Here is a 19,067-nt window from a genome sequence, read left to right as displayed (position 1 = left end):
GTCGAGTATATACTTTTAATTGAAGAGAGGTATCAATGACCCTTAACGAAACTCAACCACCATCAAATTTAACTGATGCCGCCGTTGCGTATTTGGGAACTCTTTCCGCAGCTAAACGCGAAGCTGTGACTCCGGGGGTCATGAATTTTGTGCGCTGGTACGGCGGTGGGAACAGGATTGAAAACCTTTCTCCGCCAAAACTCGGCGAATACGCCGAGGGTCAACCTTCGGGTGGAGACGGTGCTGAAAGAATTAAAGCTGTGCGGGAGTTTCTGAGTTTTGCCGCCAAAAAGGGATGGACTGAGCTTAACTTCGGTGTCCATCTGAAAGCAAAAAAACCCCCCTTGCGATTAAAGGCGGCCGCGACAATGAAATTGCCGGAAGTCGAAAGGCTGGTGTTAACACCCGAGAAACAAGCAGAGATGCACCATGAACTTTCGGGACTTAAGGAACGGCGTTTTCAGGTGATCGAAGATATCAAGAGGGCAGCAGCCGATAAGGACTTGAAAGAAAACGCCCCCTACCACGCCGCCCGCGAAGAAAAGGCCAAAATTGATGGCAAGATCAAAGAATTAGAAATACTTCTCAAGAACGCGGTGATCAGTGAACAGAAAGAGTGTCCGGTCGGCACCACCGTCGAATTAGGGCGGAAGGTCACCTTGCGGGACCTTAAAACCGGCGTGATTACAGTCTATACTCTGGTTACCACCAGGGAAGTGAACCCTAAAACCGGCCGGATCTCCCCGGCTTCACCGATCGGTAAAGCCGTATTGGGACGCTCATCTGGAGAAATCGTTGAGGTCGTAGCTCCTATTTGCTTGACCCGGTATGCCATCGACTGTGTAGAATGACCTGTTGATCCGTCGGAGGTGTTGAAATGCGTTCATCGTTTAAACTCGGGCGCATCCTGGGGATCGAAATCCGCATTCACATCTCATGGCTCCTGATTTTTGCCTTTCTCACCTGGTCTTTGGCCGCTGGCTACTTTCCTTCTCTCTTGCCCAACTCGCCTACGATTGAATACTGGATATTGGGCGCCGTCTCGAGCATCGCCCTGTTCGCCTCGGTCCTGGCCCATGAGATCGGCCATTCGATCGTCGCGAGGCGCAACGGCATACCGGTAAAAGACATTACACTATTCATATTCGGTGGAGCGTCCAATATCACCCGGGAAGCGGAGAGCGCTGGAGCGGAGTTCCGGATGGCATTCACCGGTCCTCTGGTCAGTTTTATATTGGGTGGCCTGTTTTTCGCCATCTACTTTTTGGCGGGCGGGTCAGGATCGAAGACGGCTTTCAACGCGGTTATGGTGTACCTGGGTCAAATCAACCTGATTTTGGGCGTGTTCAATCTCCTCCCTGGTTTCCCGCTCGACGGCGGCAGGGTTTTTCGGAGCATCATTTGGAAAATTAACCACGATGCTATGAAAGCCACCAAGATTGCCGCCACTACCGGGCAAGTCATCGCTTATCTGTTCATCTTTGGCGGCATCGCCATGGCGTTTGTGATCGGTATCAGCGGTTTGTGGCTGGCATTTATCGGCTGGTTCTTGGCTTCTGCCGCTTCGGCAAGCCTTCAGCAATCAGTTTTACTGGAGACTCTGAAAGGCGTTAAAGTAAGGGAGATCGCTGGTTCGGCCATCGAGACAGGGGCACCAAGCCTGACTATCGAACAGGCTCTTTCGATCATGCTGGAATCCAAACAGCGGGCTCTTCCGGTGATGAACAACGGCAGAATGTTAGGACTTGTCAGCATGACTGACATTAAGCGTACCGCCCGGGATAACTGGCCGGTGGAAACGGTAGACCAAATAATGACGCCAGCAACTTCGCTTAAAATCGTAGCGCCGGAGGAAGATCTGACCAAAGCGCTTGAACTTATGCAAAGCGAAGGCTATAACCAACTGCCGGTCGTATCGGGAGGACAGTTGCGCGGGCTGATCTCCAGATCCGATCTTTTGAACTACATCCAACTAAAACATGAGGTAGCCCGCTGATTATTTTCCGGGATCTGATCGATCTCGGACTTCATTGCGGCTGCTAGAGGACGAGCATGGAAAAGACTTCGACAGGTCTCAAGGAAAACATTGCGGGGTTGTTATGCTATGCCGGGGTCTGGGTTACCGGCATCATTTTCTTGATTCTGGAACCAAAAAACCGTTTCGTTAGATTCCATGCGATTCAATCGATCATCACGTTCGGCGGAATAAGCTTAATAGGAGCACTGTTCAACACAGCTGGAAGAGGATGGTTGTTTTCTGCTATAACAGCGACTGCCAACGCCTTACTATCGCTTTTTTTCTTTATCCTCTGGGTAGTGTTGATGGTCAAGGCTTACCAGGGGGTATACTACAAGCTGCCGGTCGCTGGGGATATCGCTGAACAGTTTTCTGGTAAGACTTAGCTGATCGTTTGGCTATCACTTACCGACATAAACTATGTGGTCCTTGTTGACCGCCACAAAACTTGAACGGCTAATGCCGCTGGGCAGTTCCGGTGCGATTTCTACATTGGTCACCGGAATGAATTGATCGCTCCTGTTCAAAGAGTCTTGTAATTCTTCCCACATTTCGGCGTACATATTTCCCTTGACGCTCACTTGTGGCAGGTTAATGACGGTTTGAAGTGTTTTTTTGCGGCGGATCGGGTAAGCGTTTGCCGAAGTTCCAGATACTGGGCTGTCGCTCTCTCCTACCATGAGGACATTATTTTTCCTGACATAGACAGTATCCATGTGGCGAGCCGGGATCCCCGGTGAATAAACATCGAGGTCAAACAATGGCAAAAAATCTGAACCGCTCTGCAGCTTGGAAGTCATGAACCCCTTATTCAGGGCATCCAATAATCGTTGTTGATACTGACAATAGGTGTAGCCGGAAAATACCCCTGTTGTAGTATAGATAAATACTTTGATACTGCGAAACCTGGTTGGGTCAATCCCTTCGGGCAGGTTCGTGGACTCACTTTCTTCCATAGTTTTTCTCCATGTCCGAGGTTCAACTCATCCCAATCCGTGACCGATTCCGTAAACGGTAGCACCGGTAACCATTGCAATGCTTGAACTTATGACACCAGTTGATGCCATTAAACGATTTTGTCTCTTGGCCTGCGCTGCGAGGCTAAAACCAATCCGGCCAGAGCAGGGGCTGTCGTCACTATGGCCAATAGTCGTGTACCCGTTAACAAACCGATCGCCAACGTGATCAGGCTTATGGTGCCAAGCGAGATACTCAGTATCCCCGCCGAAACCTCGTTACCTGTTTTCTTTGTAACGCCGGCCTGATTCATCATTCGGTTTCCTTGGCAGAGTGCGCCAGCATATAACCCACACCGTGCTTGTTCAGGATTACCTTTGGATTGTCTACATCAACTTCGATCTTTTGGCGTAACTGTCGAATGTAAACTCTTAGGGCGGCGACGCAATCGGGGTAATAATCGTTCCATAAAGCTTCGGCTAGTGCGGAATAGGTAACCACTCCGCCGGCGCTTTGCATCAGTTTGCTAACGATGATCTCCTCCGTCCTGGTCAGTGGAATTTCCTTGTTTTGGTAATGGAGGACGCCGGTGGCTGGTGAAAGCTTCAGGTCGCCGACTGATATGGTTGATTCCGGAGCGGGGGAGGCTGACCGCCTCAGCAAGGCTTTTATCCGGGAGAGCAGTTCCATTTGCCGGAATGGTTTAACAAGATAATCGTCCGCGCCCGCTTCGAGAGCTTTAACGATATCGAACTCGTCTTTTCTAGCCGTGAGGATGATAATCGGCATAGTTGAAAATTGGCGGATGTTTTTGAGGACTTCAAATCCCGGTATATCGGGGAGTCCAAGGTCAAGAATGACCAGGTCAGGACGATTTTCTTTCGCCTGTGCGGCACCGCGCTCGCCTGAGTCAGTCGAAGAAAATTCAACATCCGGCCAGCGCATACGAAAAGCCCAGGCTACCGAATCGACGATCTGGGCATCGTCCTCGATCATAAGCACTTTCATAATATCTTCTTGCCCTCCGAGGCGCACGCTTTCGCCGGCAACGCGAACCCGAAAGTAGATCCTACTCCCAGGGCGCTTTTGACCCACACGCGCCCGCCGTGTAATTGGATGATCATCTTTGACAAAGCAAGCCCAAGTCCCAGGCCAGAAAGTCTTTCTCCGCCGCTTTGGGGTACCCTGTAGTAGGGCTCAAAGAGCCTTTTTCGGGCTTCCTCGCTGATTCCCGGGCCTGTATCAGTCACCTCGACCATGAGTTCTCCGGACTCTTGGCGAGCGGTGAGAGTGATACGCCCGCCTTCCGGGGTATATTTTACGGCGTTGGTGAGGTAATTATACATTACCTGGCGCAAGCGGTCTTCGTCTACGGAGACCTGTGGCAATTCCGGGGTAATTTCGACCGTTAACATTTGTTTTTTCCGTCCGGCGGCAGCTTTAATATTTTCTGCCATCGACAATAAGAGTTGCCGCACATCCCCAGAGACAGGGGAGATCGTCAGCATTCCAACTTCGCCTCGAGCCACATCCAACAATTCATCGGTCCGCCTGTCCAAGTTTTGCGCTGCACGGTAGATGTTTTTTGCCAGCTCTACCCTGGGATCGCCACTCAACTCATCGACGAACAACTCCGCCGACGCCAGCATCGCAGTCAACGGAGTTTTGAGTTCGTGTACCAAAGCGCGATTGAATTCAGCTCGCCGGTGGATTTCACGGTCTAGTTCTACGTTCAGAAGCTTTAATTCAGCGGTTCTGGCTGCCACTTCTGTTTCGAGCACTGCTTTTTGCCGGGCGATTGCTCTAAGTCTAATATAGTAAACACCATAGGCTAATAAAACGCCGGCGGCAGCAGCCAGCATATTGATCCACCAATTGGAGGGAACGTCCAGGTCTACCGGAGGAGAGGTGGTTTGGGTACCCGTCGCCTGGTAATGAATACCGGGAATTGAGCTTTCTTTGCCGTTAGAAACCGCCGCCGACACCGACCCCGCCAACAGCCCAAGAAACAACAATGTTACCGGCAATAAAAAGGATGCGGTTAACCTGAGCTTAATACGTTTGATTGCGTTAAAGTCATTCATTGGTCTGAGGCATTGTAGTACATCAAATCTCAAACGGCAACGAAAATAATCAAAAAGAGAGGGGCAACAAGCCCCTCTCTTTTTGAACTTATCGGATTTACAATCCTTGGGCGCCGATATATGCCGCCAGATCCCCCAGACGTGTAGAGTAACCCCATTCGTTATCATACCAACCCAGGATTTTGACCATATTGCCATCCATGACCATGGTGGATGCGGCATCGATAATGCAACTGGCCGGATCGCCTCTGAAATCGGAACTGACCAGTTCTTCCTCACAAAAAGACATGATGCCCTTGAGTTCGCCGTCAGCTGCAGCTTCTAATGCGGCATTGACCTCCTCAGCGGTAACTTTTCTTTTGACGATAGCGGTCAGATCGGCAATGGAGACGCTCCCAACAGGGACCCGGAGAGAAATGCCGTGAATAAGTCCTTTGAGTTCAGGGATGACTTGAGCCACGGCCTTGGCGGCCCCAGTCGTTGTTGGAATTATGTTCAATGCTGCAGCGCGCGCCCGGCGGAGGTCTTTGTGATAGATGTCCAGGAGGCTCTGGTCATTTGTGTAAGCGTGAACTGTGTTGATAAGTGCCTTTTCGATGCCGAACTTATCGAAGATCACCTTAGTCATCGGCGTTACGCAGTTGGTGGTGCATGAGGCATTGGAAATGACGACGTGCTGGCTTGGCTTGTACATCTTCTGGTTTACGCCCATGACCACGGTCAGATCGGCGTTCGAAGAAGTAGTGGAGATGATGACCTTTTTGGCGCCGCCGCCCAGGTGCAGAGCTGCTTTGTCCCTGTCGGAAAACCGGCCTGTCGATTCGATGACAATGTCTACCCCGTAATCTCTCCATTGGATCTTGTTCGGTTCTTTTTCGGAGAAGGCTTTTACCATTCTTCCATCAACGGTAATGAACCCCTCACCGGCTTCGACCGTCCCGGGGTAGGCACCATAGTTTGTGTCATGTTTCAGCAAATGGGCATTGGTCGGGGTGTCGGCCAGGTCATTGATTGCGACAACCTCAAGTTCGTTTGGATGGTACTTCTTCATGGCTCTGAAGGTAAGGCGGCCGATACGTCCGAATCCATTGATGCCGATGCGGGTGACCATGATGCCTCCTGTTGTTGAATTTGATGCCTTATTTTACCAGTTTAATCGTACCAGAAAATACTCTCGAAAATAAATGATTAGACGGTATTAATACCGATGTTATTTTGTCAGGATTGGCGCCGGAATCTCAATACATCCAGGAAGGCTTCAAGTCTTGTTTTAAGGTGCTGGGATAACTTAAAATCTGCATTTCCTTCGATAGTCAATACTGGAACGGCAAGTTCAGACCTAATAATGATGTCGCCGATCCCACGGTGGCAGAATGACTGCACATAATGGATGACGCCGTCGAGCCTGCGTTCTTTGATTGCGCATTTAATATCTGACACTCTTCCGGCGGTATCGTATGGATAGGTATACTTGCAATATTGCTCGGATAGGTTTTTGACCTTGAGGGGCATTGAAAACTGCCTCTGTATTTCATTGAACACCACCCGGCCGCCACATCGTTCGATAAAAGGATAAAATTCTGCTGCGTAGATCGGCGGCACACCAACAAATCCCAATCGCAATTCGTCAGCCGGATAAGCGTCGCGTTTCAACGCCTTGGTAATGACATCTGAAAGCTCTCTCGAGAAACGATTTATATCCTGATCGAAATCGGACGAGGACACCAGCCAGTAATGGTTCTCTTGGCCGGTGATTCTGTTGTCTTGCCAGGTCAGCCGATCTAATTCGGAAGTGAGGGCCCTTGCGGGCAGCAGGTCATGCCTGACTGATTCGGCAGAATCCAAAGTAGTTCCTAATTTAACGGCAAGCAATTCGATCTCTGCTTTCATCTGTCCTTGATAAGGTTCTCCGGGATAAGCGAACGGTATTGTTTTTATACCACGATTGTGCAGCACTTCCATCAACATTAGCGTGTTTGAACAATCGCCTCCGGTAACGCCGATCACCTCTTCCAGCCCATGTTTAAGGATCACGCCGTAGATTCCCTTGATCCAGGCACACGTGTTGAGTGGGAATCCAGCCTTTTCAGCAGCGGCAATGAGCAAGGCCGGATCGGGATCGCTCACAAAGAGGTTGTTAAGATCAACCGGAATAGCGCCTGAGGCTAGGATGACCTCGACGGGTACGGTGGTGGTTATGCCGATTTTTCTCATTCGGGTAATTATATCTGATAACAACGTTTTCGTCTTATCAATAGGCGTTCCCACGATTGATGTGTTCGGTTTTAGGCAGTGTATAATCTGTTTAGTAACGATAAGAGGAAAATATGGAGTTTACCGACGTCATCAAAAAACGCTACAGCGTAAGGTCATACCGCTCGGACCCGGTTCCTGATGAGGTGTTGTCTCAAGTGCTCGAAGCCGCCGTTGTCGCCCCAACGGCAGCTAACCGGCAACCATTCCGCATTCTGGTGATCCATACCGAGGATCGCGAATTGGAACTCCGGCAGATCTACCCGAGCAAATGGTTCACCCAGGCTCCCTTGTTGGTTTGTGTTTGCGGCATCACGAAAAATGCCTGGAAAAGGAGCGACGGTAAAAATTACGCCGATATCGACGCTGCTATCGTCATGGATCACATCATTCTGGCAGCGACTAACGCCGGTCTGGGAACCTGCTGGGTGGCTGCTTTCGACGTTGAGGCAGCCCGACGCATTCTTAATATCCCTGACGAGTGGGAACCCATCGCCTTCACACCTTTGGGTTATGCTGAAGGCTACGCTAGGGACAAGACACGGAGACCATTATCCGATCTGGTAGTCCACGATCGTAAACCCAGATAAGACCGTTACCTTTGTTTGAAAGCCGCCATCCCAGCGTATTTTGCGGCGACACCCAATTCAGCTTCGATAGCAAGCAACCGGTTGTATTTGCAGGTCCGTTCACCGCGGCACGGGGCTCCGGTCTTTATTTGTCCGGTCGCAAGAGCTACTGACAAATCTGCGATGGTCGTATCTTCAGTTTCACCGGAACGATGACTGGCAATTGCCGTCCATCCGTTATCATGCGCCATCTCGATAGCAGCCACCGTTTCGGTCAAGGTGCCGATCTGATTAAGCTTGATCAAAATGGAATTAGATGACTTTTCACAGATGCCTTTTTCCAGTCGCTTGATATTGGTGACGTAAAGGTCATCGCCAACTAGTTGCACTTTGCTGCCAAGCTTTTGGTTGAGCAGCTTCCAACCTTTCCAATCATCTTCGAACAGGCCGTCCTCGATGCTGATGACCGGGTAGTCGGTCACCCATTTGGCATAGAAATCGATAAACTCTTCTGATGAAAAGGTTTTGCCCTCGCGTTCGAGAACGTAAACTCCGTCTTTATACAATTCCGATGCCGCAGGGTCTAGGGCGATGAAGCAATCTTTACCCGGAACGTATCCAGCCTTTTCAATGGCTTTCACTATAAATTCAACGGCCTCTACATTGGACTTGAGTGAAGGCGCGAAGCCACCCTCATCCCCAACATTGGTTCCGTAGCCCTGTTTCTTAAGTAAACTTTTCAAAGCGTGATAAATTTCGGAGCCCATCTGTAAAGCATCAGAAAACGTCGGAGCCCCGGCAGGAGCAATCATGAACTCCTGCAAATCGGTCGAATTGGTAGCGTGCCGCCCGCCGTTCAAGATATTCAAAAGAGGGACTGGCAAAGTGTATCTGCCGTCAGGATCAAGATACCTGAATAACGGGACATTCTTGGAGTTGGCGGCCGCCCTGGCTGCCGCGAGCGAGACCACAAGAATGGCATTGGCGCCTAGTTGGCCCTTATTCTCTGTCCCGTCCAGGATGATCATCGTCTCGTCCAACTCTTTTTGGGCCGTTACATCTTTCCCGATAAGCGCCGTGGCGATCTTGGTATCGACATTCTTAACGGCTTGGAGGACACCATTGCCGTTGTAGCGTTTCGGGTCTTTATCCCGCAGTTCGACAGCCTCGTGTGTACCGGTGCTGGCTCCGGAGGGTACCGCCGCCCAGGCAGTTGTGCCATCTGAAAGGACTACAGTGGCGGCGACCGTAGGATTGCCACGTGAGTCTAGGATTTCATGACCCTTAATACCTGTGATCTTTAGCATGTGTATCTCCGATCGCATTATCATACTGAATTCGAGGATGAAGCATGAATTGTTCCGAGTTTGTTAGCGGGCGGATTATAGCATTGGGATTATTCTGCGGGCAAAGATGGCTAAAAGACTGACACTCAACCTGAATTGTGATATAAAATAAACGATGACTGACCTTCTGAAAGCCCAGGCGCGGGTGCAAGAACTACGCCGTGAGATAGAACACCACAACTATCAATACTATGTATTAGACGCTCCCGAAATTTCCGATGAAGAGTACGATGCCCTGCTTCGTGAACTTCAAAAGCTGGAGACCGAATTTCCCTCTCTGGTGACGCCTGCTTCGCCAACCCAACGTGTTGGCGCCGAACCCTTGAAAGCCTTTGGAGTGGTCAGGCATCGTCGCCCGCTCCTTTCTCTAGGTAATGCATTTACCAAAGACGAACTTCGTGATTGGGTACAAAGGGTTACAAAACTATTGCCCGGCGAGAAATTGGAATTCGTCTGCGAGCATAAGATGGATGGATTAGCCGTAGCTCTGACCTACGAAAACGGCCAGTTCTCTGTCGGTGCGACCAGGGGTGACGGTGAGGAAGGCGAGAATGTCACCCAGAATCTGAGAACTATTCACAGCATACCGCTCAAAGTCCGCGATGACGCTCCCCAATCATTCGAAGTGCGTGGAGAGGTATTTTTGCCTAGATCTGGATTCGAGAAGATGAACAAGGAGCGAGAAAAAGAAGGCTTGCCTCTTTTCGCCAATCCGCGAAATGCCGCTGCTGGTTCGCTGCGACAGTTAGATCCTTCTGTGACCGCCAAAAGGCCACTCGATGCCTTCTTGTATCAGCTTGGCTGGGTTGAAGACAGGTGGATGCCCGAGACTCATTGGGACGCCCTTCAGCTTATTAAAAAATGGGGATTCAAGTTGAATCCGAACAATCGGCGTTGCGCCGATATTACCGAAATCGAAAAATATTACAATGAATGGTACGCCAAACGGGATGGCTTGCCTTATGAAGCCGATGGCATAGTCGTTAAACTAAATTCGATTGACCAACAGAAGCGGTTGGGTTCAGTGGCGCGCGAGCCGCGGTGGGCTATCGCTTTTAAATTTCCTGCCCACCGGGCGACAACCCAGCTTAAAGACATCGGTATAAGCGTCGGTCGTACCGGTACGCTTAATCCTTACGCCGTACTTGAGCCTGTCTACGTTGGCGGCGTGGTCATTCGACAGGCTACGCTGCACAATGAGGACAATATCCGCCGTAAGGATATTCGCCTCGGCGACACAGTGATTGTGCAAAGAGCTGGAGATGTAATTCCTCAAATCGTTGGGCCGGTGCTTGAAAAACGTAAAAACACCCCCCCGGCATTTAGCATAGAAGAAAAACTTAAGGGCAAAGACGGTAAAGCCCATTGCCCTGTATGCGGTTCTGAAATCTATCACCCGCAGGGCGAAGTCATGTACTATTGTCCCAATGCGGCATGTCCGGCACAAATCCAGGAGAGCCTCGAACATTTCACTTCGCGCCCGGCGATGGACATCCGGGGCATCGGCGAAAAACTATCCGCAGCCTTCCTTGTAGAAGGTTTGGTCAAGAATGTTGCCGATTTATACGATCTAAAAACAGAACAACTAGCATCGCGCGAAGGCATGGGGGAGAAAAGCGCCAACAATATCATCTCTGCCATTGAAAAGTCCAAAACTCGCCCTCTGCCTAACGTGTTCTTTGCTCTTGGGATACGGCATATTGGCGAAGAAAATGCCGCCTTGCTGGTCAAACAGTTCGGAAGCCTTAAAGCCTTGTCAGAAGCGACACGGACTCAGCTGGATGCCATTCCCGGTATTGGCGAAAAAATAGTTGACAGCATTGTGGCGTATTTCCAGAACAAAACCAATGAAAAAGTTGTTGAACGACTTCTGACTGTTCTAAAAACTCCACAAGTGGAGACCGAGAAAAAGGCCGGGCCGCTTAAGTGTGAGGAGTACGTAATCACTGGAACCCTGAAATCCATGAGCCGTGAACAGGCTTGGGAGAAAATACGTACAGCCGGAGGAACAACCAAACCAGATATCACCAAAAATACAAAATACCTCGTTGTTGGTGAAGACGCCGGTTCCAAGCTGGAAAAGGCTAAGGCTAGGGGAATAAAGTCGATTACCGAGGAAGAATTATTGAAGATGATCAATCCTCCCGCTTCAGGCCAACCGAGGCTGCTTTAGTGAAACTTATCGTCGGATTGGGGAATCCCGGCAGGGAGTATTCTGGCACTAGACATAATATCGGCTTCGCCGTTTTGAGTGAACTGGCACGAAAACACGGAATTAATTTTGATAAACGATGTTGTCACTCTCGTGCCGGTGAAGGGCGTATTGGTGAGCAACTGGTTGTTTTGGCCAAACCCCAAACTTATATGAATCTCTCTGGAGATGCAGTGGCGGCGCTGGCTCGCAAATACAAAATTAAACCCGCTGATATCCTGGTGGTCCACGACGACCTCGATTTGCCGCTGGGCAAGATACGAATTAGAGCAAATGGTAGTGCAGGGGGCCACAACGGTCTGAAATCGATAATCGCCTCGATCGGTTCGATGGATTTCGGCAGGCTCAAGATCGGTATCGGTAGACCCGAAACCCCGGATTCCGATCGTAGTGAAGTTATCGACCATGTTTTATCCGATTTCGACTCTTCGGATAGGAAGATAGCTGAAGAAACCATTGATCGATCCGTCGAAGGAATAGAGACCATTATCGCGCTGGGGCTTGAAGGCGCTATGAACCGGTACAATTAGGTTGTGCCGCCAGCCAAAATTGGGTAAACTTACGGCCTCCTAACGGTATACTAGAAAGGAATCCAATGGCTGATATCCGACCTTTTCGCGCCCTACGTTACAATACCGCTACTGAGACTCTGTCAGCGGTCATCTGCCCTCCTTACGATGTCATTAGTCCACAGCGGGAAGCGTCGCTTCTCGCTCATGATTTACACAATTTTATTCGGATAGAGTACGCCAAGACTCTTCCTGGAGACGACGAAAGCTGCAATCGTTATACTCGGGCGCTAGCTCATCTCCAAGAGTGGTTGCGCGATGAGGTGCTAAAACAGGATGAAAAACCTGCCTACTACCTCCACGAGCATACCTACTCATACGGCGGTGAAAAAGTGGTCCGGCGCGGGTTGTTTGCCAGGGTCAGGCTGGAAGAGTGGGACAAGATGGTCGTCCGTCCTCACGAGAGGACTATGGCAGGACCCAAGAAAGACAGGATTAAATTGATCGGCACCCTGGAGGCGGACACTAGCCCAGTATTCGGATTGTACCAGGATGACGGCGGGTCTGTCGGATCTGTATTGAATCAGGTTAGTCAATGGCCCGAAGCCATCGAATTTTCCGGCGAACCCGGAGAATATCATCGGCTGTGGGTCATCACCGACCTCGAGGCAGTCGCCGCCATACAGCGGGCTTTTATCGACAAGCCGGTGTATATCGCCGACGGTCATCACCGATATGAGAGTTCATTGGCATACCGCAACGAGCGACTCGCGCTCGATCCCAAGCTTTCTGCGGATGCCGCAGTCAATTTCGTGATGATGTCACTGACGGACATGGCCGATCCCGGACTGTTAATTCTGCCGACGCACCGGCTGATTAAGGGTTTGCCAAAAAACCTGCTTTACATATTGCCTGAAAGATTAGCGGAATATTTTAACGTCGAATCCCTCGACTCTATAGGTGAAAGCTGGAACAAAGTTAAAGACCTGATGAAAGAAAGCAGCTCACGATTCTTCATTTACGGATTGAACGGCAAAGAATTTCTCAGCCTTACCGTGAAGGATCAGACAAAAGTCGAGCGCTTTATGCCATCGGGTCACACAGCGACTTATCGCGGCATGGATGTCAGCTTGGTAGACCATGTTGTCCTGGAGGATATCCTGGGCATGAATCCGATGGACGAAGAGCGCATCGCCTACGACCATGATCTGGATTCGACTGTTGCCAGGGTCAATTCCGGGGAATTTCAATTCGCTTTTATTTTGAAACCGGTAAAGCCGGAAACGATAAAAGACATCTCAGACGCCAAAGATCGAATGCCACGGAAGAGCACGTACTTCTATCCCAAGCTGCCGTCCGGGATTGTGGTGTACCGCCTGCGGGATTAATTGGGCTTTTGAGCCAGGTAGGTTTCGGCGACGCCGATAAAATAGCGATGGAACCTGGCGTCGAGAGACAGTTCGGGGTGGAAACTCGTGGCGAGCATATTCCCTTGCCGCACTGCCACAATCGTGCCATTACCAAGACGAGCCATGACCTCAGCCGGCGGCAAAACATTTTCGATTAGTGGCGCCCGGATGAACACCGCCGGAAAGGGTTCGCAGCCTAATCCCTCTACCGGGAGCTTGACCTCAAAGCTGTCTACCTGCCTGCCGAAGGCGTTCCTTCTGACGGTCATTCGCATTAGCCCGAGGCCTACAGGCATGTTCGGTCCGGTGTTAGTGACCTCTGCTGCAAGAAGGATTGCTCCCGCGCACGTACCCCATATCGGCATTCCTTTGGAAGCAGAGCTCTTTATCTGTTCGTTAATGTTGTAGATATCACCGAGTTTGAGCATGGTAGTGCTTTCGCCACCGGGGATTATTAGCCCGGCTAACTCATCGAACTGATCAACACGCCTCACTTCAACAGCTTCGACACCCAGGCTGTTCAGTATCGCAATGTGTTCAGCGAAGGCACCTTGCATCGCCAGGACGCCAATTTTCATACCGCGATCCGGTTAGATCTTTACCAGCTTAACAGTTTGCACGCCCTCAAGAGCCCGGATCTGCTTCATTCCCGCATCAGGCAAGGCTTCATCGAGGGCCAAAATCATCAGCGCTTGTCCTCTCGGTTTGAGCCGGGATAGGTGCATATAGCTGACGTTGACATCGTATTTGCCGGTGATGCTGCCGACCGCGCCGATGAGACCAGGCCGATCCCGATGGTCGGCAAACAGGAAGTAGCCGCCGGTGGGAACGATATCCAGGTAGTATTGATCGATCCGGACGACATGCGTTTCGCCCCTGGTTATCGTGCCTGCAACGGTTGTGCTGCCTTCGGTTGTGACGGCTTCGACGGTGATGACGCTGGCGTAGTTGTCGCAGGCGCTTTCTTTCTGCTCGGTAATATTCATCCCGCGCCTGGCGGCGACGATATCAGCGTTGACCATGTTAACTCGTTCCTCGGAGATTTGCTCGAGGATGCCGCCGAGGACCAGTGCCTTAAGTGCGCGGGTGTCGTAACCTGAAATCTCGCCTGAATACTTGATATTGACTGCTGTCATTTGTCCTTCGGCCAGTTGAGAAAGTAGTTTGCCAACGGTATTGGCGACCTTCAAGAATGGGTTAATCACAGGCAACGCCTCGATCGCGAAGAATGGGGCATTAACCGCGTAACGTGCCGGAGCTCCATTGAAAATATCGATCACCTGGTCGACAACGTCCGATGTTGCCAGGTCTTGAGCTTCGATAGTTGAAGCGCCTAGATGCGGCGTTACGACGATGTTCTCAGCGGCAAAACACACGTTATCTGTGCAGGGCTCTTTGATAAATACGTCGATTGCTGCTCCAGCCAGCTTCTTGGCATTAACGGCGGCAACTAATGCATCTTCATCGATAAGACCGCCGCGGGCTGCGTTAATGATCCGCGCAGTCGGTTTCATCATCGCCAACTCTTTGGCGCCGACCATATTCTTGGTTTGGGCGGTCAATGGCACGTGAAGCGTAATGAAATCTGCTTCCTTGTAAATTCGTTCGAGGGAGGCCAGTTCAATCTGCATGTTCTTAGCCCGTTCAGCTGAAACGAATGGATCATATCCGATAACTTTCATTTCAAAAGCCCGGGCTCGCTTAGCCACCTCTGAGCCGATATTGCCCAGACCGATGATGCCCAGGGTCTTGCCTCTTAGTTCGGTGCCCAGGAATTTGCCACGCTCCCACACTCCGCCCTTGAGGCAGGAGTTTGCTCGTGGGATGTGACGGGCCATGGAAAGCATAAGCGCCATGGTATGCTCAGCGGCGGAAATAGTGTTCCCGGTTGGTGCGTTAACGACAATGATTCCGGCCTCGGTGGCGGCTTTTATGTCGATATTATCAACACCAACTCCGGCGCGGCCGATGACTTGCAGCTTTTTGCCCGCTTTGATAACGTCAGCGGTCACCTGGGTCTGAGACCTCACAAGCAACGCGTCGTAGTTCCCAACGATAGCGACCAGCTCTTCAGGTTTGAGACCGGTTTTTACATCGACTTCGGCGATAGCCTTCAGGCGTTCAACACCGGTTGCCGACAACGCATCCGCAACTAAAACCTTCTTCATCGTCACAGGTATTCTCCTTATTTAACAAAACCGGCCTTGGGCAAAGCGACCTTGAGGCCATCAAGGACAGCCTGAATATCTTTTTCGTTGACCATTCCCAAATGCCCGATACGGAAAATCTTACCTTCCAGAGGGCCCTGGCCACCGGCAAGTACGATATCAAATTCTTCCTTCATGATCTTGTTGAGTTTCTTCGCATCCAAGCCATGGTCGCCGACCACCGATGTAACGGTATTGGAGGCGTGTTTTTCATCGGCCAGGAGTGTAAGTCCCAGAGATTTAACTCCTTCGCGCGTGAACTTGCCGATTCTCCCGTGTCTGGCGAAGATATTGTTGATGCCTTCCTTGAGCATCATATTCAGGGCGACCTGGAAAGCGAAAACTACCGAGACATTGGGGGTCCAGGGAGTCTGCCCTTTTTCAAGTCCTGATTTCGCTTTGCCAAGGTCAAAATAGAAGCGAGGCATCTTGGCCTGAGCATACGCTTGCCAGCCGGCTTCGGATACAGCTACCATAGCCATCCCAGGGGGCACCATCCAGCCTTTTTGCGAACCTGAGATAGCAACGTCGATACCCCATTCATCGACCGGAACATTGAGAGAACCCAAAGATGATATGCAGTCAACCATCAGTAGTTTCCCGGCACCCTTGACCACCTTGCTTATCGCTGCCAGGTCGTTAGTCACGCCAGTGGAGGTCTCGTTGTGAGTAACCAACACCGCTTTGACTTGTGAGTTGGCGTCAAGGGCCCGTTTAATTAAAGCCGGATCGGCAGCTTTACCGTGTTCGAAATTCAAAGGGATGACATTTGCTCCGAATGTCTGGGCAATCTTAGCGAACCGCTCGCCGAAAACACCAATCGCCACCCCTAGTACGGTATCGCCGGGGGAAAGCACATTGACCACCGCCGCCTCAAGACCTGCGGTGCCGGAGCCCGTCAACAGCATCAGGTCGTTCTTTGTCTGGAAGACCTGCTTCATCTTGACGGTGACGTCCTTGATGATCTCGGCGAACTCGCTGCCGCGGTGATTGATCATCTGCCGCCCCATTGCGGCCAGGACTTCGGGAGGGCAAGGAGTTGGACCGGGAATACGTAGGTTCTGCATCAATCTCTCCTTCAAATTATAAAACTATGAGGCGCTGACAACATCTGAATTGATAATCCGGGCGAAGCGGCGTTTACCTGCTTTTAAAACACAACCGCTCTTAAGTTGAGCCTTTTCAGAAGTGACTTTTTCGCCTTCGAGGGAGACACCGCCCTGCTGGATAAGCCGTTTGGCCTCACCTTTACTGGATGCTAGTCCGGTAGCCACCATCAGGCACGGTAAATCTATATCACCGCAATCTCCAGATTTCATAGCTTCGAAAGAGACCCGGCATTCATTGATTTCTTCGGGCATTTCTCTGCGCTGGTGAACTTTTTCGAAAGCGAGATCAGCTTCTTCAGCGTCGGACTCACTATAAAGTTGTTTGATGATCTCTCTGGCTAACCGTTTTTTAAGTAGCATCGGATTTGTCCGGCCACCGTCCATATCCCGCTCGAAGTGGCGCAGTTCTTCGTCGGTGACATCGGTCAGGAGGTCGAAATATTGAATTATAAGGTCGTCGCCGATGGACATGACCTTACCGAAAATGTTCTCCGGAGATTCGGCCACTCCTATGTAATTTCCCAGGCTTTTGGACATCTTTTTGGTGCCGTCGGTGCCGGTAAGGATCGGCGTCAGGAAAACCTGCTGGGATGGTTGGCCGATCATAGATTGAAGTTCCCGTCCGACGAGAAGGTTGAATTTTTGGTCGTTGCCGCCGAACTCGACATCAGCCTTAACCATGACCGAGTCATAAGCCTGGAGTAGTGGGTACAAAAACTCAGTAATGGTAATGGGACGATTGGATTCAAAACGTTTCTTGAAATCTTCACGGGCTAACATCTGGGCGATAGTGAACCGACTGGTCAATTTGATGACATCGGCTAATGTGAATTTGCCGAACCACTCGCTCTGCCAGCGCACCTCGGTTTTTGAGCGATCGACTATCTTGAAAAATTGTTGCATGTACGTCTCGGCGTTAGCTTTGACTTGCTCGGCGGTCAGCATCGGGCGCGTGACCGAAGCCCCCGTCGGATCTCCGATCTGCGCCGTCCAGTCGCCGACAATGAGGACCACCTGGTGCCCAAGTTCCTGCAACTGCCTCAACTTGCGGAGTCCGACCATATGGCCGAGGTGGATGTCGGCGGAGCTGGGATCGAAGCCTTCCTTAAGTCGCAATGTTCTACTGGTATCGAGCAACTTGCGCAGGTCCTGTTCGTCGATAATCTCGCTTACTGCTCTTTTCAAAATGAAGTCTAGTTCAGGCATCGATGCAACCCGTCTTATTCAATAACTCTTTTGCTTTTTCAATGTCGCGGTTAATCTGGGACAGTAACTCTTTGGCGTCAACGAATCTTTTTTCAGGTCGGATCTGCTCTATTATAGCAATTTCAAGAGAACGGCCGTAAAGGTCACCGGTGAAATTAAAAAGATGGGTCTCGATTGTCCGATGCCCCTCGCCGAACGTCGGTCTTGTTCCGATGTTGGTGATGGAGGGCATGGATTTTCCATCTAAAACTGCGATAGTCGCATATACCCCGTCCGCGGGTAATGCCTGATCGCTGGGGACTTTTATGTTGGCAGTCGGGATGCCAATGGTCGCGCCGCGTCCCTCCCCTTTCACCACCAGACCTTCGAGGCTGAAATATCTCCCCAAAAAGTCATGAACCTTGGCCATATTACTCTCGGACATGGCTTTACGGATGAGTGTGCTTGACACTTTATGCCCGTTTTTCTGCAAGGCCGGTACCACAGTGACATTGAACCCGAGTTTTGAACCGATAGTTTTGATTGATTCAATATTTCCTTCGCGGCCCTTGCCCAGGGCAAAGTCCGGTCCGATCACCAGTCTGTTCAGTTTCAGGTACTTAACCAGAGAAGACAGGAATTCCTCTGCAGAAACAGATGCCAATTCTTTTGTGAAAGAAAGGACAACGACCGTATCAATGCCGGTTTCTTTGATGAGCCGAACGCGTTGACTGAGGCTGGTGAGATGGGAAAGGTCTTTGTGTTTGCCCAGGACCAGACGTGGATGCCCGGCGAATGTAACAACCCCCGAAAGAAGATGGTTTTCCTTAGCCTGCCGTAGCGTTTCGGTTATGAGTGCCAGGTGCCCGAGGTGAACGCCGTCAAAGACTCCGATGGTCAATGCCATCGGGCGAGCCGGCTTATAGGCCGAAAGTTCCTTTTCGAGTTGTGTCACAATTTTTCTAAATTAAAAAGGGGATCGGAATCCCCCTCAATAGTTACGTTTTAAGTTGCTCAATAGTAGCAAAGGCGATAGTACACGTCAATCGACTGCTACCCCTGATCACCTTGCAGATTTCACCACAAAATCACAGGTCTAAACAATGTTGACAGTCCTCGATTGTTAGTATATACTGAGTGGTTGTTAATTATGCCTCTGAACCATTTTCATTATATAAAGGTCTTTTCAGGCTCCACATTTCCCAGGCAC

At 50.6% G+C, this 19,067-nt stretch carries 19 protein-coding genes; 8 read left to right on the top strand and 11 right to left on the bottom strand.

Annotation, left to right across the window (positions count from 1 at the left end):
- The first annotated feature begins 35 nt into the window (after positions 1-35).
- Genes HX448_RS04875 through HX448_RS04865 form a run of 3 tightly spaced genes read left to right on the top strand, consistent with a single transcriptional unit; the run spans position 36 to position 2,403 of the window.
- Positions 36-851, top strand: a complete 816-nt coding sequence (locus tag HX448_RS04875) for a transcription elongation factor GreA (RefSeq protein ID WP_102330357.1) — start codon at positions 36-38, stop codon at positions 849-851.
- 26 nt (positions 852-877) lie between these two features.
- Positions 878-1,996 carry a site-2 protease family protein gene (locus tag HX448_RS04870; protein ID WP_102330358.1) on the top strand — a complete coding sequence of 373 codons (1,119 nt, stop codon included), beginning with the start codon at positions 878-880 and terminating at the stop codon, positions 1,994-1,996.
- Between the two features lie 56 nt (positions 1,997-2,052).
- Entirely contained in the window at positions 2,053-2,403 is a 351-nt protein-coding gene (locus HX448_RS04865) for a DUF4870 domain-containing protein (protein WP_102330359.1), read from the top strand.
- A 15-nt stretch (positions 2,404-2,418) separates the two neighbouring features.
- Here the strand turns inward: HX448_RS04865 and HX448_RS04860 are convergent, their stop codons facing one another.
- Positions 2,419-2,973: a DUF6812 domain-containing protein gene (locus HX448_RS04860; protein ID WP_102330360.1), complete on the bottom strand. Its 555-nt coding sequence runs from the start codon at positions 2,971-2,973 to the stop codon at positions 2,419-2,421.
- A gap of 120 nt (positions 2,974-3,093) precedes the next feature.
- Here HX448_RS04860 and HX448_RS04855 point away from each other — a divergent pair, with 120 nt between their 5' ends.
- Entirely contained in the window at positions 3,094-3,282 is a 189-nt protein-coding gene (locus HX448_RS04855) for a hypothetical protein (protein ID WP_162485864.1), read from the top strand.
- A gap of 4 nt (positions 3,283-3,286) precedes the next feature.
- Here HX448_RS04855 and HX448_RS04850 read toward each other — a convergent pair whose 3' ends face one another.
- The 4 genes from HX448_RS04850 to HX448_RS04835 form a co-directional block, all read right to left on the bottom strand.
- Positions 3,287-3,982 (bottom strand): response regulator transcription factor, encoded by a 696-nt coding sequence (locus HX448_RS04850; RefSeq protein ID WP_102330362.1) that lies wholly within the window; start codon positions 3,980-3,982, stop codon positions 3,287-3,289.
- Positions 3,979-5,058, bottom strand: coding sequence for a sensor histidine kinase (locus HX448_RS04845; protein WP_162485865.1), 1,080 nt, complete (start codon positions 5,056-5,058; stop codon positions 3,979-3,981). Before HX448_RS04845 ends, HX448_RS04850 begins: the two co-directional genes overlap by 4 nt.
- 97 nt (positions 5,059-5,155) lie before the next feature.
- A complete protein-coding gene (gene gap / locus HX448_RS04840) occupies positions 5,156-6,169 on the bottom strand; it encodes a type I glyceraldehyde-3-phosphate dehydrogenase (protein ID WP_102330364.1) in 1,014 nt (337 codons plus the stop codon).
- 107 nt (positions 6,170-6,276) lie between these two features.
- Positions 6,277-7,272, bottom strand: coding sequence for a 2-hydroxyacyl-CoA dehydratase family protein (locus tag HX448_RS04835; protein WP_102330365.1), 996 nt, complete (start codon positions 7,270-7,272; stop codon positions 6,277-6,279).
- Between the two features lie 113 nt (positions 7,273-7,385).
- Between HX448_RS04835 and HX448_RS04830 the strand changes: the two genes are divergently transcribed.
- Positions 7,386-7,901, top strand: a complete 516-nt coding sequence (locus HX448_RS04830) for a nitroreductase family protein (protein WP_102330366.1) — start codon at positions 7,386-7,388, stop codon at positions 7,899-7,901.
- A gap of 5 nt (positions 7,902-7,906) precedes the next feature.
- Here HX448_RS04830 and eno read toward each other — a convergent pair whose 3' ends face one another.
- The gene (gene eno, locus HX448_RS04825; RefSeq protein WP_102330367.1) at positions 7,907-9,187 is read right to left on the bottom strand and encodes a phosphopyruvate hydratase; all 1,281 of its coding nucleotides are present in this window, start codon (positions 9,185-9,187) and stop codon (positions 7,907-7,909) included.
- A 154-nt stretch (positions 9,188-9,341) separates the two neighbouring features.
- Between eno and ligA the strand changes: the two genes are divergently transcribed.
- The 3 genes from ligA to HX448_RS04810 all read left to right on the top strand — a co-directional run bounded on the left by ligA (position 9,342) and on the right by HX448_RS04810 (position 13,335).
- Positions 9,342-11,399 (top strand): NAD-dependent DNA ligase LigA, encoded by a 2,058-nt coding sequence (gene ligA / locus HX448_RS04820; RefSeq protein ID WP_102330368.1) that lies wholly within the window; start codon positions 9,342-9,344, stop codon positions 11,397-11,399.
- Entirely contained in the window at positions 11,399-11,968 is a 570-nt protein-coding gene (gene pth / locus HX448_RS04815) for an aminoacyl-tRNA hydrolase (RefSeq protein ID WP_102330369.1), read from the top strand. Before ligA ends, pth begins: the two co-directional genes overlap by 1 nt.
- A gap of 65 nt (positions 11,969-12,033) precedes the next feature.
- Positions 12,034-13,335, top strand: a complete 1,302-nt coding sequence (locus HX448_RS04810) for a DUF1015 domain-containing protein (protein ID WP_102330370.1) — start codon at positions 12,034-12,036, stop codon at positions 13,333-13,335.
- On the opposite strand, the gene pdxT is transcribed toward HX448_RS04810, so the two are convergent.
- Genes pdxT through HX448_RS04785 form a run of 5 tightly spaced genes read right to left on the bottom strand, consistent with a single transcriptional unit; the run spans position 13,332 to position 18,812 of the window.
- A complete protein-coding gene (pdxT, locus tag HX448_RS04805; RefSeq protein ID WP_102330371.1) occupies positions 13,332-13,934 on the bottom strand; it encodes a pyridoxal 5'-phosphate synthase glutaminase subunit PdxT in 603 nt (200 codons plus the stop codon). The two genes, HX448_RS04810 and pdxT, sit on opposite strands and share 4 nt — an antisense overlap.
- Positions 13,935-13,946: 12 nt before the next feature.
- Complete coding sequence (serA, locus tag HX448_RS04800; protein WP_102330372.1) at positions 13,947-15,524, bottom strand: phosphoglycerate dehydrogenase; 1,578 nt, start codon at positions 15,522-15,524, stop codon at positions 13,947-13,949.
- 17 nt (positions 15,525-15,541) lie between these two features.
- A complete protein-coding gene (locus HX448_RS04795; protein WP_102330373.1) occupies positions 15,542-16,630 on the bottom strand; it encodes a pyridoxal-phosphate-dependent aminotransferase family protein in 1,089 nt (362 codons plus the stop codon).
- Between the two features lie 24 nt (positions 16,631-16,654).
- A complete protein-coding gene (gene tyrS / locus HX448_RS04790; protein WP_102330374.1) occupies positions 16,655-17,878 on the bottom strand; it encodes a tyrosine--tRNA ligase in 1,224 nt (407 codons plus the stop codon).
- Entirely contained in the window at positions 17,871-18,812 is a 942-nt protein-coding gene (locus HX448_RS04785; protein ID WP_102330375.1) for a bifunctional riboflavin kinase/FAD synthetase, read from the bottom strand. The genes tyrS and HX448_RS04785 overlap by 8 nt, the downstream gene beginning before the upstream one ends.
- Between the last annotated feature and the right edge of the window lie 255 nt (positions 18,813-19,067).

The organism is Dehalogenimonas etheniformans (assembly GCF_014672715.2).
Classification (GTDB): Bacteria; Chloroflexota; Dehalococcoidia; order Dehalococcoidales; family Dehalococcoidaceae; genus Dehalogenimonas; species Dehalogenimonas etheniformans.
This window is presented reverse-complemented; position numbering and strand designations above follow the sequence as displayed.